The organism is Sphingobium sp. D43FB, from assembly GCF_002312805.1.
Lineage (GTDB): Bacteria > Pseudomonadota > Alphaproteobacteria > Sphingomonadales > Sphingomonadaceae > Sphingobium.
This window is the reverse complement of record NZ_NMUA01000054.1, coordinates 1-13,112: the sequence shown is the minus strand read 5'-3', so window position 1 is coordinate 13,112 and position 13,112 is coordinate 1. Positions and strand designations below refer to the sequence as shown.

The 13,112-nt window shown below is 55.0% G+C and carries 21 protein-coding genes; 10 read left to right on the top strand and 11 right to left on the bottom strand.

The window, feature by feature from the left end; genetic code table 11:
- Positions 1-389: 389 nt before the first annotated feature.
- The 3 genes from SxD43FB_RS21845 to SxD43FB_RS21835 form a co-directional block, all read right to left on the bottom strand.
- Positions 390-995 carry a hypothetical protein gene (locus SxD43FB_RS21845; protein WP_141249596.1) on the bottom strand — a complete coding sequence of 202 codons (606 nt, stop codon included), beginning with the start codon at positions 993-995 and terminating at the stop codon, positions 390-392.
- Positions 996-1,115: 120 nt separating this feature from the next.
- Positions 1,116-1,652, bottom strand: a complete 537-nt coding sequence (locus SxD43FB_RS21840) for a DUF2939 domain-containing protein (protein ID WP_096063937.1) — start codon at positions 1,650-1,652, stop codon at positions 1,116-1,118.
- Between the two features lie 269 nt (positions 1,653-1,921).
- Positions 1,922-2,857, bottom strand: a complete 936-nt coding sequence (locus tag SxD43FB_RS21835) for a DNA N-6-adenine-methyltransferase (RefSeq protein ID WP_096063936.1) — start codon at positions 2,855-2,857, stop codon at positions 1,922-1,924.
- 334 nt (positions 2,858-3,191) lie between these two features.
- Between SxD43FB_RS21835 and SxD43FB_RS21830 the strand changes: the two genes are divergently transcribed.
- Entirely contained in the window at positions 3,192-3,554 is a 363-nt protein-coding gene (locus SxD43FB_RS21830; protein WP_096063935.1) for a hypothetical protein, read from the top strand.
- An 8-nt stretch (positions 3,555-3,562) separates the two neighbouring features.
- On the opposite strand, the gene SxD43FB_RS21825 is transcribed toward SxD43FB_RS21830, so the two are convergent.
- Positions 3,563-4,468, bottom strand: coding sequence for a hypothetical protein (locus SxD43FB_RS21825; protein ID WP_096063934.1), 906 nt, complete (start codon positions 4,466-4,468; stop codon positions 3,563-3,565).
- 258 nt (positions 4,469-4,726) lie between these two features.
- On the opposite strand from SxD43FB_RS21825, the gene SxD43FB_RS21820 reads away from it, so the two are divergent.
- Positions 4,727-4,948, top strand: coding sequence for a hypothetical protein (locus SxD43FB_RS21820; RefSeq protein WP_096063933.1), 222 nt, complete (start codon positions 4,727-4,729; stop codon positions 4,946-4,948).
- A 95-nt stretch (positions 4,949-5,043) separates the two neighbouring features.
- Here SxD43FB_RS21820 and SxD43FB_RS21815 read toward each other — a convergent pair whose 3' ends face one another.
- Together SxD43FB_RS21815 and SxD43FB_RS25435 are read right to left on the bottom strand one after the other, a co-directional pair.
- On the bottom strand, positions 5,044-5,328 hold the full coding sequence (locus SxD43FB_RS21815; RefSeq protein WP_096063932.1) for a hypothetical protein: 285 nt from the start codon (positions 5,326-5,328) through the stop codon (positions 5,044-5,046).
- A 169-nt stretch (positions 5,329-5,497) separates the two neighbouring features.
- A complete protein-coding gene (locus SxD43FB_RS25435) occupies positions 5,498-5,794 on the bottom strand; it encodes a hypothetical protein (RefSeq protein ID WP_156106232.1) in 297 nt (98 codons plus the stop codon).
- An 18-nt stretch (positions 5,795-5,812) separates the two neighbouring features.
- Between SxD43FB_RS25435 and SxD43FB_RS21805 the strand changes: the two genes are divergently transcribed.
- Positions 5,813-6,271, top strand: a complete 459-nt coding sequence (locus SxD43FB_RS21805) for an ASCH domain-containing protein (RefSeq protein WP_037476772.1) — start codon at positions 5,813-5,815, stop codon at positions 6,269-6,271.
- Positions 6,272-6,449: 178 nt separating this feature from the next.
- On the top strand, positions 6,450-6,806 hold the full coding sequence (locus tag SxD43FB_RS21800; protein WP_096063931.1) for a contact-dependent growth inhibition system immunity protein: 357 nt from the start codon (positions 6,450-6,452) through the stop codon (positions 6,804-6,806).
- Positions 6,807-7,001: 195 nt separating this feature from the next.
- Here SxD43FB_RS21800 and SxD43FB_RS21795 read toward each other — a convergent pair whose 3' ends face one another.
- The 4 genes from SxD43FB_RS21795 to SxD43FB_RS21785 form a co-directional block, all read right to left on the bottom strand.
- Positions 7,002-7,400, bottom strand: a complete 399-nt coding sequence (locus SxD43FB_RS21795) for a VOC family protein (RefSeq protein ID WP_096063930.1) — start codon at positions 7,398-7,400, stop codon at positions 7,002-7,004.
- A 37-nt stretch (positions 7,401-7,437) separates the two neighbouring features.
- Positions 7,438-7,740: a hypothetical protein gene (locus SxD43FB_RS21790; protein WP_141249594.1), complete on the bottom strand. Its 303-nt coding sequence runs from the start codon at positions 7,738-7,740 to the stop codon at positions 7,438-7,440.
- Between the two features lie 865 nt (positions 7,741-8,605).
- Positions 8,606-8,881, bottom strand: a complete 276-nt coding sequence (locus tag SxD43FB_RS24960) for a hypothetical protein (protein WP_141249593.1) — start codon at positions 8,879-8,881, stop codon at positions 8,606-8,608.
- Positions 8,882-8,901: 20 nt separating this feature from the next.
- Complete coding sequence (locus tag SxD43FB_RS21785; RefSeq protein ID WP_037476780.1) at positions 8,902-9,630, bottom strand: hypothetical protein; 729 nt, start codon at positions 9,628-9,630, stop codon at positions 8,902-8,904.
- Between the two features lie 120 nt (positions 9,631-9,750).
- Here SxD43FB_RS21785 and SxD43FB_RS24955 point away from each other — a divergent pair, with 120 nt between their 5' ends.
- From SxD43FB_RS24955 to SxD43FB_RS21760, 6 genes are all read left to right on the top strand, one after another.
- Entirely contained in the window at positions 9,751-9,912 is a 162-nt protein-coding gene (locus tag SxD43FB_RS24955; protein WP_141249592.1) for a helix-turn-helix domain-containing protein, read from the top strand.
- Positions 9,913-9,998: 86 nt separating this feature from the next.
- Positions 9,999-10,511, top strand: coding sequence for a hypothetical protein (locus tag SxD43FB_RS21780; RefSeq protein WP_141249591.1), 513 nt, complete (start codon positions 9,999-10,001; stop codon positions 10,509-10,511).
- 124 nt (positions 10,512-10,635) lie between these two features.
- Positions 10,636-10,788 carry a hypothetical protein gene (locus SxD43FB_RS25430; RefSeq protein ID WP_176482894.1) on the top strand — a complete coding sequence of 51 codons (153 nt, stop codon included), beginning with the start codon at positions 10,636-10,638 and terminating at the stop codon, positions 10,786-10,788.
- Positions 10,785-11,606 carry a hypothetical protein gene (locus SxD43FB_RS24950; RefSeq protein ID WP_141249590.1) on the top strand — a complete coding sequence of 274 codons (822 nt, stop codon included), beginning with the start codon at positions 10,785-10,787 and terminating at the stop codon, positions 11,604-11,606. The genes SxD43FB_RS25430 and SxD43FB_RS24950 overlap by 4 nt, the downstream gene beginning before the upstream one ends.
- 289 nt (positions 11,607-11,895) lie before the next feature.
- Positions 11,896-12,123 (top strand): hypothetical protein, encoded by a 228-nt coding sequence (locus tag SxD43FB_RS21765; protein ID WP_037476786.1) that lies wholly within the window; start codon positions 11,896-11,898, stop codon positions 12,121-12,123.
- Between the two features lie 108 nt (positions 12,124-12,231).
- Complete coding sequence (locus SxD43FB_RS21760; protein ID WP_141249589.1) at positions 12,232-12,576, top strand: hypothetical protein; 345 nt, start codon at positions 12,232-12,234, stop codon at positions 12,574-12,576.
- Between the two features lie 143 nt (positions 12,577-12,719).
- Here SxD43FB_RS21760 and SxD43FB_RS21755 read toward each other — a convergent pair whose 3' ends face one another.
- Complete coding sequence (locus tag SxD43FB_RS21755) at positions 12,720-12,905, bottom strand: hypothetical protein (protein ID WP_096063925.1); 186 nt, start codon at positions 12,903-12,905, stop codon at positions 12,720-12,722.
- Positions 12,906-13,112 lie beyond the last annotated feature (207 nt).

Sequence of the window (13,112 nt, the reverse complement as noted above, 5' to 3'; positions counted from 1 at the left end):
GGCGGGTGTGGCCTGTGGCATTTTTTGCCTCGCTGCAGGTTGGTCTAGACATCCAATTTCCTACAGCAAGCCAAAGGCTTACGCCACTCCCGCCAACCCTCAAAGCCCCACCGCTGAATAAGACGGGCTAGATTATGAGATGTTGCAGTGGGCAGACACCATATTTGTCATGGAGAAAACGCACAGGACGAAGCTCCAAAAACGGTTTCGAGCGGCAATCGGCGGGAAACGGATCATCTGTCTCGACATCCCCGATGACTACGAGTTCATGGACCCGGAACTTATCCGATTGCTTGAAGTCCGGATGGCGCGCTTCCTCCCATTGCAGCCACCATCGGCTTGAGCTTGCGCGAAAACATGTAGTGCGAAAACCGCCGGTTCCCAGTCGATCAGACTGAACCCCGTTTTCCAAGGATGGGCGGCATCTCGCTCGCCATCTGATCCTCAATGAACGGCAGCAAGATGCTCTGAACACCGGCTACTCCGATGACCTTCACGATGAGATTGCCGGGGATGTCGCTAGGCCACTGGTTGAGGTGAACCGCGAACGTGGCCGGATGTGCCTCAATGAGGTGCTGACGCAGGCGTTCAGCGGCCTTTTCGGATTTCCCGACATACAGGCACCGGCTGCCAAGACATCCCTTGCGCTTGTTGACGCGAGCAAACGCCCGACGCTCGTGAACCGGAAGCGTCTTGTTACGGGCCTTGTTGCCATCGACAACGGCATAGACACGGTCCAGCGGCACTTCATCGTCGAAGCAAATGGCATAGACGGCCAGATGCTTCTTGCCGAGGCGAGTGGCTATCGCATCGCAATGGTCGTGCATGCGTTCGGTGCCGATGTCGGACATTGGAATGACCCATTCAACAGGATCGACGAGGGTGCCCTGTTCCAGTTGATCAGCCAAGCCCCTCAGCGTTCCGGCTGTCCGAGCGATGAGATCAGGGAGGTCAGTTTCAGTCTGGAGTTCCAGTACCTGATCATCGTCGGTCAAATTGCATTTCCTTTATCACGAATTCCGCGCGGCCTTAGTCGAGGTTGATGAACATTTACAATGCGCATTACCGCCGTGCCTCCGCCGACGGCCATTAGCAGCGCAAGTGGCCCTCTATGGCTAATTCTTATCCTCAAACAGATCAGCAGGCATCTCCACCCTGATCAACTTCCATGTTGCGAACCCCCGACGTTCCAACAGGAATGAAGGCCCTTCCTCATCGCTTGCCTTGTTGTGAAGGCGCACCCGGAAGCGGTCGAGGCCCACATAAGCGCTGCTGCTTTCGACATCGGGGTTCTCGTCCGCCTTTACCGTGTCGGTCGGCTTCTGCCCGCGCATCATCGCCGCGATGCCGTCAGGTGTCACGAAACTGTCGATCATTCGGTCAATGATGGCCGGGATCATCATCGCGCCCAGCCCAGCGAAGGGATTGTCCCGTATCTCGGGATCATTCTGCATCTTGGTCATCATCGCCGCAGACATCTGGGATTTCAGGCTCTCCCGAACCGCCGGGAAATCGACGCTGGCTTCTAGCTTGTCCGTATCAGCATCTCTGGCGGCCGCGCGAAGGGAGTGGATCGCATAGTAGGGCGAACCCAAATACACCCCGCCCAGCAGCAGGACCAGCGCTGCCCCGATGGCGATCCATTTTCTCATCGTAATTTCCCCCCAAGACGCCCGCTTATAGCATGGGTCGGTGCTAGCATGCGCGCTCGACAGTGTTGGGTCATATTTCCGGCAGCGCCCGGAAAGTTAGCCGTGCTTGCCAATAGTCTGATGATTCGGAGGGGTAAGTCTCGCGAGATGGACAATATCGAAGTGTTGCGGCGTTCGTCGATCAACATGAGGGCAATGATCAGGACTGGGCATCCCTCTCTCGGTCCCAGAAGGAGCCTGAGGGTCCTGAAAACCTGCTCAATATCTGACTAGAAACTTATCTCCTCAAGAGCACGTTCACGCTCACGGTCACCGAGCGCTCCCGATGGTGAGCGCGGCAGCCAGTATGCTGGGATCAAGGTCCGGAGATGATCCAGTTGCCGGGCGGTTGCGCCGAAGATGACCAACATCAGGGCGAAAGGCGTCTGTTCTGCACGGCCGTCGGGCGACAGAAATTTGATCCTACCGCGCAGCAATCCGATGTCAGCAACACCAATCAGGCGGTCGTGGAAGAACGCCGAGTCCGTTCTGGCAGGCACCAGACATATGACAGTTTTGGCATTTCCGACGGTGACTTCATGATCCGCTTTGCGCAGCCATTGAAGTTGCGCGGAGAAGGGCGGATTGCACCACACCACTCCCGCCGCCCAAGGCTCCGCCAATCCGTCCCGACCTTCGCTCAGCATGTATTTCTGGCCTGCACGAACGGGCGCGAGATCGTGCCCGCACGGATCGAGATCGGGAATCCCAAACACTTCATATATTGGTTCGAGGAACTCCAAGGGCGTAAAGCGACTGTCGCGGTCACCCTTTCGATCAGCGGCCCAGTGCTGCCTCTCCGGTGCGCGACGCCGCGCCTGCTTGCCGATAATCGCCAAAAGGCTTTCCAGCGCCCTGATCGTTCCCTTTCCGACCTCAAGACCCGAAATCGTGTTGCGGCTCATTCCGGCACGTCGGCTCAGTTCCGCTACTGACAGCTCCATTTTGATGCGCCGATTGCGCAGCTGATCGGGCAGTGATCGTCCCGGCGCGAGCCCCGCGAAATGGAAATCCACGGCATCCATGACCCGGATCAACAGGTCGATCGATCCAGTACCAGCCTCCAGTCGGACGATCGCCTGCGGGTCGACATCAAGCATTTCGGCCAGCGCCCGCCTCGATAAACCTTTCGATTCTCGTGCCTTTCGAATTTCGTCGATGATCATTCGGGAGGCGATTATGCAGATCGTCGATCAGATCAATATCGAGGTCTGAAATTTCCAACATGCCTTTCCGGGATCACGCATTGTCGAGATGTCAGCAGGGTAATTTCCGAGCATGATGCGTGTTCGGCTGCAACTTCACCGGGGAGCGCGCTGATCCGCTTCGCCGTGCTTGATCGACGCGGCGATCCGCACAGCTTCGGGAAATCACGGGTTGCGCATCCTACAAGCCTCATTGATGGTACCGAACCGCATTCGGCATACTGTGTCAGTTGGTGGATGGCGGACGCTGGGTTTTCACAGGCCACCGGATGCGAAGCATAATGGACAATACTCGATGATCACTCTCTCATTCGACCGCGACCGCCAGCTCATCATTGCAGAGATGAGCGGTTTCCTCTCGATCGATGAAGTGATGGAATTTTCTCGCGACGAACAGGCGCTGGTCGAGAAAATGGGCCTCAAGTCCGGAGAATTTTACCTCCTGATCGACACCGCCGAGACCGTCATTCAGTCGCAGGAAGTTGTGGCGGCATTTCAGACACTCATCACCGACTCCCGGTACAAAGCGAAGCGGATCGCAGTGGCGCGCAAGGGGTCGCTCACGCGCATGCAGACGACACGAATCCTTATGCTACGCGACAACGCGGCGATTTTTGAGACGCGAGATGAGGCGGAACACTGGCTCTTCGCCCAATAGGATGACGATCAAGCCTGATCCGACTCGACCAGCCAGTCCATTTCCGGCCGTCTGCAATAACCGGGCAAAAACACATACCATGCAAAATCCATCACGTTGTTCCTTACCTGTTCCCCGGAGTCGACCTCCCATTGCGGCCGCCGGGGCAGATTGAGCACCTGCGCCAGCCCGGCGGTCCGCAACCACTCACTCCGCTTTTGAGTGGACTGCCACCTCGTCGATTGGAGGATGCAGATTGGCCCAGAAACATGCGTCCGCGCCTTCTGGACGAACTCCACCGCCTTGGTGAAGGGCGGATTCGTGATCATGTAGTCGCACGCCGGTGGATCGACCATGGAGAGATAATCGCCGATCGTCACCTCACCACAACCGATCAACGCGGGCCTTTCCTCCTCTCGGATGTCATTGACGACGTGTGGACCGGGATTCCCGCGCCGTATGATCTCGCGGATCATCCGGCCATCTCCGGCAGCAGGGTCAAAGCCACGCCCCGTGAACCATTCGGGATGGCGATCAAAGAGAAGCTCGTAGCAATATGCTGGGGTGCGGAACACTTCATAGCGCTTGGCACGGGCGCGAATGTTCTTCCGCGACTTCGTCGTTCGGCTCGATCGTGGCGCTACCAGCGGCACCTGCCCGATCCGGCCCAGCGCCCTAGTCACCGTGTTGTGCGTTATGGGACCGCCGCGCGCAGCACGGTGTCCAGCAACATTGAGCGCGCGGACCATCTCCGGGACTGTCGCGCCCGGCATGGTCTGGATCACCTCCAACAGCGGTCTTGAGCGGTCATGGGCGTTGGCGATCCGCTGATCTTTGCTGGCAACGATTCCGGGGCGATACAAGCGCTGGTGACTAAATGAACTCGACATCAAACGCGCACTAAACGAACTGATGAACATGACAAGTTCAGGCATGCCATTTTCCGCTTCGACATCGCCTCACTTCGTTACAATCGCTGGCGTCGCCGACGATGGAATACCGTGATCCGATCTGGGAACCGATCTTCTTCTCGATCGGTTTAAGATTCCAGACGGGGCACTCACCCCCTCCCGTCTATACCTTCGGCCCCGTCATCTTGGCGGGGCCGCTTCATTTCTGCCGTTCGTCGCATCGAGCAGGGTTAACGCGGACAGTCCGGAACTCTCACTGCTCCTCCGGCATTGCCCACCGCGATGACCACAGAATATTATATTTTTCAAAAGCTTGGTGCTGGACCGGTCACGCTATCGGTCTTCTCCGATATCGAGGCTGACGATCTCGAAGATACCATCCAGTGGATGGTCACGCGCCGACAGATTTGCGTGCGGAATGGTCAGGCGGCGCTGTTCTGGCACCGGCATATGATAACGCGCGCGGCGGCGATGGTGTCTGATCGGGCGCTATTGCTGGTGTGACGGGCTGCGCCGTGTGCGGATGGTAAGAAACCCGCCCATCATCCAACGTCCATGAGCGAACGTTCGCCTCGGTCTGTTCTTATGACACGACCGGGTCAAGAACGCCTTCGAGCATAGATGATCGCGCCGCTTGCGACATCCTCGACCCTACCAATTTCGGTGGAGTAGAAGGAATATTTCCCTCCATCGGCGCTGAGACCTATGCCTCCTATTTCGGCGTAGTGGTCCCATTCGTAGGCGGAAGGCAGATCAGTAATTTCTACCCGCATCACCTTCATCGGCTCGTCGTTCACCGTCGTGATGCGCGTCCTTCTGCCATTTCGAGCAAGCAGCATATCGACGAGGTGTTCCTCGGAGGTGGAGCCATCGGTAGCTGCCATAGTTCATAGTAGCCAATCTTGGAGAATTTTACCACGTGAGCGATCCCCCTTCCGATCACCGTCGCCGGGAGCGGTCGTGATCGATCATCTCAATTACCGCCTGACCGGTCTCCGAAAGGAAAGCAGACTTGGTGGAAGCGACCAGTTAGGGCCGTTCCTACCATCCTATTTACGCCCCCAGTTGCCGCCATCCATCGTTAGGGATAATCTGCTGCTTGTGGGAAAGCGTAGCGGCATAATAGATCATGAAGATGGCTTGGCGGGGCTGAGCTTGGCAGAACTCGATCGCGAAATCGCTAGATGCCGCATGCGGATCGGTATCGCCGCCAACAGTCGGCAGCGCAAAGGGTTTGAGAGCCGAATCCATTGACTTGAGAGCTATCGACAAAGGCATCATGCCGATTGAAGGCTGGGCATATAGCGACCCATGGCTGTCGTATCGTCCCCGATTGTGGTCATCGTCCAAGTTAATTAACGTGCTGTCATGACTTCAACCGTTGTCCAATTGTGGGATCGATATCGGGCAAGCAATCCCAAGGCCCGCGCTGAAACGCCGATCAGCTTCCACTTCTGCGATAATCAGGAAGACGCTGACCTCTGTGCCGCCCTTGTTGTGAGAGGGCAGAAGCGCGCGACCGCACCGTCTGTCGCAGAACTCGAACTGGCTGGTGATCCGGTTCCAAGGGTGGGCGACTACTCGATCGTGACAGACTGGGCGGGGCATGCCGTCGCTGTCATTCAAACGGTGTCCGTCGAGATAAGGAGGTTTGGCGAGATTGACGAGGAGTTCGCTCGCGCCGAAGGCGAAGGCGACCTGACGCTTGAATGGTGGCGAACGGCCCACCAAAGCTACTATGAGAACGTGCTGGCCGGTTCCCGCCACAAGGTGAACGCTGACCTAGAAATCGTCTGCGAGAGGTTCGAGGTGGTCATGAACGCATAATGTCCGCTTCACACCCACGATCTTCCTTCAGCAGGCCGATCCAGCCTCGATCGTAGCGACGGCCGCCCGGCCGGCTTCCGGCGAAAGAGCGGACCGGATAAAACCGACCAAACTTCGACGCTCTTCCCTGAGACAGGTTTCATATATTGCGGACATCTGCCGCCGATGACACTATCGCATGATGAAAACAGGGAAACGGGAACAACGGGACTTTGCACAGCGACGCTGGCCCCTGCTTTCTAACCTTATCGGTTGTTACTTTAATGAGGATTTCGATCTTCTCTACGACTCCCTTGATGGGGCCGTTGCTGCTGCGGCTCGGGATGGGTCACTGGATCACCGGCGGGCGATCTTAAAGGAGTGGCGAGACTGGAACTCATCCGTAGACATGATTGGCGACCTCCGTCCTGAATTGAAAAAATGCTTTTCGATCGCTGTGCGGTTCAGGAAACCGGAGGAAGCACGGCATCTCATGGACGACATCTATGATAGCTTGATGGAAGGGATAAGGGGCGAAACGCACCGAGATATTTAGTGTCCGCTATCCCGCAAATATCACTTATTAGCTGACCGTCTCCTAACCACCCATCGAAGGCGTTATCGCCCGCCAAATCGATGCACCCTTCCGGTGACCGGCATATTCAGCTTGGGGCGGGAAACAGAAAGTGACCAGCTGCTCCACCATAGCGTCGGTGGGCAGCTGACTTGGGCTAGGCGATAAAGAGCAGGGTCATTTGGGGAAGTGAATGCCGCATAGCTTGTTTCCATCTGGATCGCGGAAATAGGCGAGAACGATCGTGCCCATAGACGCTGTTTCACGAGGACCGGGCGCTGCCTCGATCGACGTACCACCACTGGCAACGGCAATATCATGAAACTGTTTCACCTGCTCTGGCGAATCGCAGGAAAACGCAATGGTGCTGCCGTTCGCGACAGTTGCCGGTTCGTCATTAATCGGCTGGGTGACAATGAAATTGGCCCCATTCCCACTGTTGTAGATCAGGCGCGTGTGGCCACTGTCGGCGACGTTGATCGTCGCCTCCCCAACTCCAAGGGTTCCAAGCACCGTGTCGTAGAAGCGCTTCGCCCGGTCGATGTCGTTCGACCCCACCATCGTGTGAAAAAGCATGCATCTTCTCCTACTTGGGCCACGCCATAATTGAACACTACCCGCGCTCGGCCATAGCAGGATCGAACGCCCGGTCATGCACCATTTCCACTGCCAAGGTCGAAGCGAAACCCGATCGCCTGTCTTTCGTGCAGGATGCAGGCAACATCGATCGGCGCTTGCCTTGCCTTGCCTGTGCTGTGCCCGGTACCGCTGATGAATCGATGGCGACGATGGCAATCACCGCGCTGCATATGAATTCATCACGCATCTGAACAGGTTGCCGCGTGTTGGTAAAGGGACGGGTTTGCTCATCAACATCATGACTGGAACGAAGACCGGCTTCGCCTGCCTTCGGCATCGCTCACCGTCGAACCATTGCGCTTCGCTTCATGGTCCGCCTTCTCCCTCTGCGATTTTCATATAATCGGCTGAGATACATGCTTTATTTCCATAAATGGCATCCAAAGGGAACACGGACACAACTCTATCCCCCCCACCATGTGAAGAGGACGCAATCGTCCGACACCCATCTATAGGGTGTTATCTTCTCATGATGAGGGGGATAGTAGTATGGGACATCCAAGGGGGTATCCGGATCACTGTTTGCCGCAGCTTGAGGCTATTACGCCTTCGTCGGTGGCCTTCCGTGACCCGACATTGCTGCGCCTATCCTTGACCATTCCGGGAACGCCGGAGGTCGTGTAAGGCGGTTACGATCTTTCGATCGAGCGTCCAGCACAAGCGCACGTTAACTCTACAAGTGCTGGATGGAGAGTTGTCAGCGTGGAGCAGACATAGCTCTCCTCATTCCGTGGCTTTCTTTAGATCGCACCACGCGACGTCCCAAGCCCCCGCCAGCCGGATTGCATCCGCGTTCTGCGCCGTGTCCGCATCCATGGAGAGGCGGGGCAATCTTCGCGACCTGCTTTTGTCCGGGCCAGACTTACTGTGCCTTACGGCTGCCCTGCGGTATCACCCCCGATTGCCGTGGCCATCGTGGTCGTGATTATTTAGCCTAGTTGATTGACGCAATTCCATATTTTTAAAAATTTCTCACGCGGCCTCACTCGGTGCGAACGCAAGAGGAACGGGCTCACTTCCAGCACATTCTGGTCACGTAAATCCTGATCAGCGAATTGACGGTTCCAAACTCGACTTCGGGACATATGCTCGATCGGTAGACCGCACGAATACGACGGTGCAATTTCGGCTCATCCATTTTGTCAATCAAGGTAGTCCTTGCCTTCGCGATACTCGGTTTTTGCGATGTCGGGCTCGAACCAACTGGAGTTAACGGTGTGGGGATCAGCGATCATGTCCAAGACAACACGCCGTGGCCGAAACGGAAGATTCTGACGGTGGATGAGATTGAGGCTGAGCAATGGATCAGGCGCGAGAGGAATCTGTCCGGACGCGGCGTCAGCGGGCTGGCGGGAAATTGCCGCTGCCCAAGGGGCGATGAAGTGATGAGGCGAATGATCCGGGATTGTCGGCCACATATCGTTGACGTTTTGCCTGATTACTTAGTTGCCTTCGTACGCTTCGCAGCGACCTTGGCTTTCACCAACTCAACCTCTGCTTTCAGAGCTGCATATTGTGCTTCCAATGCTGAACGCTTCCATCTTTCTATCGAAGCCGCAACTTCCGCATCGGTCATATCACGACCTAGATTCTGGGCTTCCACCGTTTTAATACGGGCACGCAAGTTTGCCTCAACATTTTTAGCCGGTATATAATACGCTTTGGTTTTATCGTTGCGGCGCACTCGACGATAATACTCTTTGACCTTTAGTCTATTTCCATTCCCATCTGACAAAGCATAGTCATAATCCAAAGCATCTTTCCGACGCTTTTCCAAAGACCTGTCTATCCGAATTTGATTATTTTTTCTACGCTGATCAGAATGTTTGGATACCACATAATTGAACGATTCGTATATTTCGATTTCATTCTTTGCTTTTGATTCAGCAATCTTGACCACAAAACCCTGCCACGTCCGGTCCAGATGAATGAACATGCGGGCAACCATTGTGGGCGTTAGTGCACCGCCAGTTGGCGACCGTATGCCCTCCTCCTTCAGGATATTGGTCAGAAGAGTCAGTGTAACTTGGGCCTCCTTATCGAACCTGCCGCTATTTTGCTGCCGGATCAGTATATCGATGGCTTTCAACGCATGGGCACGCGCGCGCGCGCCGCGCGTCACTCGACTTTTGTGCAGCCAACCCTTGTAGATTTCTTCCTGATCCATGGTCGATCCATATTTAAACAACGGAAATTCAACAAGTGTAAAAAGTTGCTCATTCTGAGCTGGATCAGCGGCGGAACATGGCGGATAAAGGCGGCGCAACAACGCAAGGACAGAATATGGATGGAGAAACTAACCAGAAAGCAGGCGGCCGAACGTCTGAATGTAAGCCTTCGAACGTTTGAAAGGCTTAGGCGCAGTGGTAAAATACCAGAGCCTATCAATAACATAAAATCTACGCCGCTTTACTTTGATGCTGCGGCGATTGATGCCTTAATCGGCTAGAACCCTCCCAACATAACTTAATATTATAGCGATTCAGAATATGGTTCTGAAAATGCTATCTCATTGCCTAAAATATGGAGATTATAATGCAAGATGTTAATAATGAAATCGCTACGGTGATCGGGCATGCGCTGCTCGACTACAGCGAAGGTAGGCCCCTCACGGATGACCGTGAAATCGTTGGTGGTGTCGATATCGTTCGCACGGCTGTTGATAGCGACGATTGGTCAGTCGCTGCGTCATCGGACGATTTCTTTATCCGAGCCATGAATGGCATCATTGAAAATTACTATGACGCCGATAGCGACTTGATCACTGCTCTCGCATGGGCGTGGACTAACAACATTGTTACCGTTGACTTCCTCAATCGGTTCAAAGGGTCTGCCGCAGCGGTCCATGAACTGATCGACTATATCGACATCATTCGAATGATCCGAGGGCGAATCCTTCTGGTATCTGACGCAGAAGTTGTCGGAACGGTGCAACTAATCGCGGGCCTTGGGCAGGAGCAGGGCTTGGAGCCTCTTTCCCCGACTGTTGTGAGTTTTATCACGCATTTGTTCAAGGAATTGAAGGGCAGGCAGACCACTGCTTTCTAGACCGGCCAATGTAGAGCGCGGGCGGGGGAACGGGGACTCGAATAAGCCCCATCAGGGACGATAATTGGGTCCCGGCCTTCTCCAACACTGCTAATTAAACATCCGTCCCCGCAGTTGAGACTGCATGGACCTCGCCAGCGCTTTGCTGCCCGATCCGGGAGCAGGGATCAAAACCGGGGAAGATCGCGGCCTCCCCGCCCGTTCACAGCGTCAACCAATGCCGATCGGAAGCGAACTGCTTCCGATGACAGACAAGATTTGCCCGGAGGATTTATGACCAGCCATGTTGTTGCCAGCTTCGCTGAAGCGTCCCGCAAGGGACAAATTCAAGAGATAGTCGGCGTAAATCAGATTCGAGAAATCAGCTGCGGTCGGGATTGGGACATCGCGGCCTTCGATTTCGGCAAAATTTTTCTTCCAAACTTGGGTAATGAAAAGCTGCATAATGCTATGTATAGTGCATGGATTGAACACCATAATTCTGGCAAGCCCCTAAACATTCCATTTGCTGAGTGTTTGTATTTTTTTAATGATGATTACGAAGATGGATATCCTGCTGTAACCATACTGCACCTCAAGCAGTCCGATATGGAAATTACTGTCGGTGTTTACCAGCAGGCGTCACAAACCGGTGCGTTTAAATGGATGCGTGATCCCTATTTTCTTCTCATTGATCGCCACACAGCGCCGAGCGTATGTTTCCGCACCGATGTCGATAAGCTGCCGCCGGAATGGTTGGATGGCTTCGAGAAAGTAGCCAGCCGCGATTGGATTATGTTGATCATCGCGACCATGTTGCTCAATCATCAGTCGACGGCCCATGAAACTCGGCCAAGCAATCCCATGCTTCAAAGTGTCAACATGGGACGCGCCAAAGCTGGTCTGCGGCCGATCCCCTCAACGATTACGATCAAAGTCAACCGGGAAGCAATCACCCGCATTGGGCACGGGAATGGTGACCCCGGAGCGTCGCGCGTTCCGCATAATCGTCGCGGCCATTGGCGTACCTATAAAGCCACCGGCAAAAGTGTTTGGGTCCGTTGTTGTTCGATCAACGGCGGCGACCAGTCAAAGCCCTATCGAATCATCACCTGAACTTCCGTGATGCACCTACCAAACACCTCGATATCGATCCTATGGTGTCACGGGCTTCCAGCGACAGGAAGACTGTATCTAAATGGTTGCTCGTGCCCGGTCCGCTTTTCTACCGGAAAACGAACGGGCTGTTTACCGGTAGGGCATAGCGATCCGGGGATCGATACCGCCCGCGATGAGTGGAATGGGGACGGTCAGCTCTCGTTCGATCAGAGGAAGAAGCAGACACAATCAGAAGCCGTCAATTGGCTGCTAACCAGTTGAGCATTTTCATGGTAGCAGTCCCCCGATGAGCGACATTCTCTTTACGGTTTTTTTCGCAATTGTCGGATGCCTTATGGCGACGAGGCTTTGCCTGCTTGTGACCAAGGGCGAGTTGAACGTCAAAGGCGTTATATATTCAAAGGGCGAAACGCCTGTAGCTTACGGTGCGACAACGATTTTTGCTTCGATAGGAATGCTATTCTCATTTCTTATGGCCGCGATCGGCATAGTGACGATTTTCCAAGGGCCGTAGTCATGGTTCAATCGCGTAGGCCTAGCGTAAACCACGCCGCGAACGGCGATCAAGGGTGGATACCGGACACTCCGGGATGTGCTATCTTAAACGACCGGGGAGAGAAGCGTGCCTGTTTTAGATGTTCCAGACTATGTTCTCCGCCAAGCGTTTGACTTGGTGGTGGCACAATGGCCGGTCGAGATACGGCCGGGATCGAAGTCCTTTCATATCAACGGCGGCTGCAACATGCGCGAGCTCAATGAAGCGCATGACCGGGTTGAGGAGTGGGTCAGCGAGGCCAGCTTTGAAGGGGTTTTAGACGACGTTATCGGTTCGGCTGAGCACTATGTCTATGCGACGATCCACAATGCTTTGCAGAATCTTACTGTGCTTCGGACGAGCGATCTGGATTTCGACGCCTTCGCCTCTCGATTTGATAGCCACCCGAACTATCGTGTGATCAACGTCTGAATGTCCGCCATTGGTCGACGGCCGACCAGCAGCTATCCAGCCTGTTCGCCGGTCCCGATCGCAAATGGCCCATCCGCCTTCCCCTCATCTGGTCGCCGGAAACCTGACCTCCCGCAATCAGCCGATAACACCAGTCCTGCCGATCACCCTTCCGCCAGCGCCCGCATCACCACATCCAAGCTCCCCGCGACCACGACGAAATTCCCCTTCTCGAAATTCACCGCGCAGGCATCATCACCGCCCCGGTATCGGCGCACAACATTGACGCGGTCGATGTTGATCACGATGGGCTCGCCTTCTGGGGTCTGGAATTTCACGTATCCGTTCATAGGTGATCCTGATGGCAAAACGGCAGGGTAGTGGGGTTATGGCGGCTTGCCCAGCACAGGCTCGGATCATCATCACCGCCCCGATCGCTTGCTCAAAATCTGATACATTCCTGCCCCTGATATTGAGCAGCTGATCGACCATCCCCGCAGCCCTGATGCTCACGATCATGACTTCATATATCCGGCTGGTGCACGATCCGGCCGCCG

What these genes read in the sequence shown, in the direction of transcription:
- SxD43FB_RS21820 (WP_096063933.1), top strand. Translation starts at nt 4,727, where the DNA reads ATGACCACAGAATATTATATTTTTCAAAAGCTTGGTGCTGGACCGGTC.
- SxD43FB_RS21805 (WP_037476772.1), top strand. Translation starts at nt 5,813, where the DNA reads ATGACTTCAACCGTTGTCCAATTGTGGGATCGATATCGGGCAAGCAAT.
- SxD43FB_RS21835 (WP_096063936.1), bottom strand. Translation starts at nt 2,857, where the DNA reads ATGATCATCGACGAAATTCGAAAGGCACGAGAATCGAAAGGTTTATCG.
- SxD43FB_RS24960 (WP_141249593.1), bottom strand. Translation starts at nt 8,881, where the DNA reads ATGTGGCCGACAATCCCGGATCATTCGCCTCATCACTTCATCGCCCCT.
- SxD43FB_RS21765 (WP_037476786.1), top strand. Translation starts at nt 11,896, where the DNA reads ATGAGCGACATTCTCTTTACGGTTTTTTTCGCAATTGTCGGATGCCTT.
- SxD43FB_RS25430 (WP_176482894.1), top strand. Translation starts at nt 10,636, where the DNA reads ATGGACCTCGCCAGCGCTTTGCTGCCCGATCCGGGAGCAGGGATCAAA.
- SxD43FB_RS21755 (WP_096063925.1), bottom strand. Translation starts at nt 12,905, where the DNA reads ATGAACGGATACGTGAAATTCCAGACCCCAGAAGGCGAGCCCATCGTG.
- SxD43FB_RS21800 (WP_096063931.1), top strand. Translation starts at nt 6,450, where the DNA reads ATGATGAAAACAGGGAAACGGGAACAACGGGACTTTGCACAGCGACGC.
- SxD43FB_RS21785 (WP_037476780.1), bottom strand. Translation starts at nt 9,630, where the DNA reads ATGGATCAGGAAGAAATCTACAAGGGTTGGCTGCACAAAAGTCGAGTG.
- SxD43FB_RS21795 (WP_096063930.1), bottom strand. Translation starts at nt 7,400, where the DNA reads ATGCTTTTTCACACGATGGTGGGGTCGAACGACATCGACCGGGCGAAG.
- SxD43FB_RS21830 (WP_096063935.1), top strand. Translation starts at nt 3,192, where the DNA reads ATGATCACTCTCTCATTCGACCGCGACCGCCAGCTCATCATTGCAGAG.
- SxD43FB_RS21840 (WP_096063937.1), bottom strand. Translation starts at nt 1,652, where the DNA reads ATGAGAAAATGGATCGCCATCGGGGCAGCGCTGGTCCTGCTGCTGGGC.
- SxD43FB_RS21825 (WP_096063934.1), bottom strand. Translation starts at nt 4,468, where the DNA reads ATGCCTGAACTTGTCATGTTCATCAGTTCGTTTAGTGCGCGTTTGATG.
- SxD43FB_RS21780 (WP_141249591.1), top strand. Translation starts at nt 9,999, where the DNA reads ATGCAAGATGTTAATAATGAAATCGCTACGGTGATCGGGCATGCGCTG.
- SxD43FB_RS24955 (WP_141249592.1), top strand. Translation starts at nt 9,751, where the DNA reads ATGGAGAAACTAACCAGAAAGCAGGCGGCCGAACGTCTGAATGTAAGC.
- SxD43FB_RS21815 (WP_096063932.1), bottom strand. Translation starts at nt 5,328, where the DNA reads ATGGCAGCTACCGATGGCTCCACCTCCGAGGAACACCTCGTCGATATG.
- SxD43FB_RS21790 (WP_141249594.1), bottom strand. Translation starts at nt 7,740, where the DNA reads ATGCCGAAGGCAGGCGAAGCCGGTCTTCGTTCCAGTCATGATGTTGAT.
- SxD43FB_RS24950 (WP_141249590.1), top strand. Translation starts at nt 10,785, where the DNA reads ATGACCAGCCATGTTGTTGCCAGCTTCGCTGAAGCGTCCCGCAAGGGA.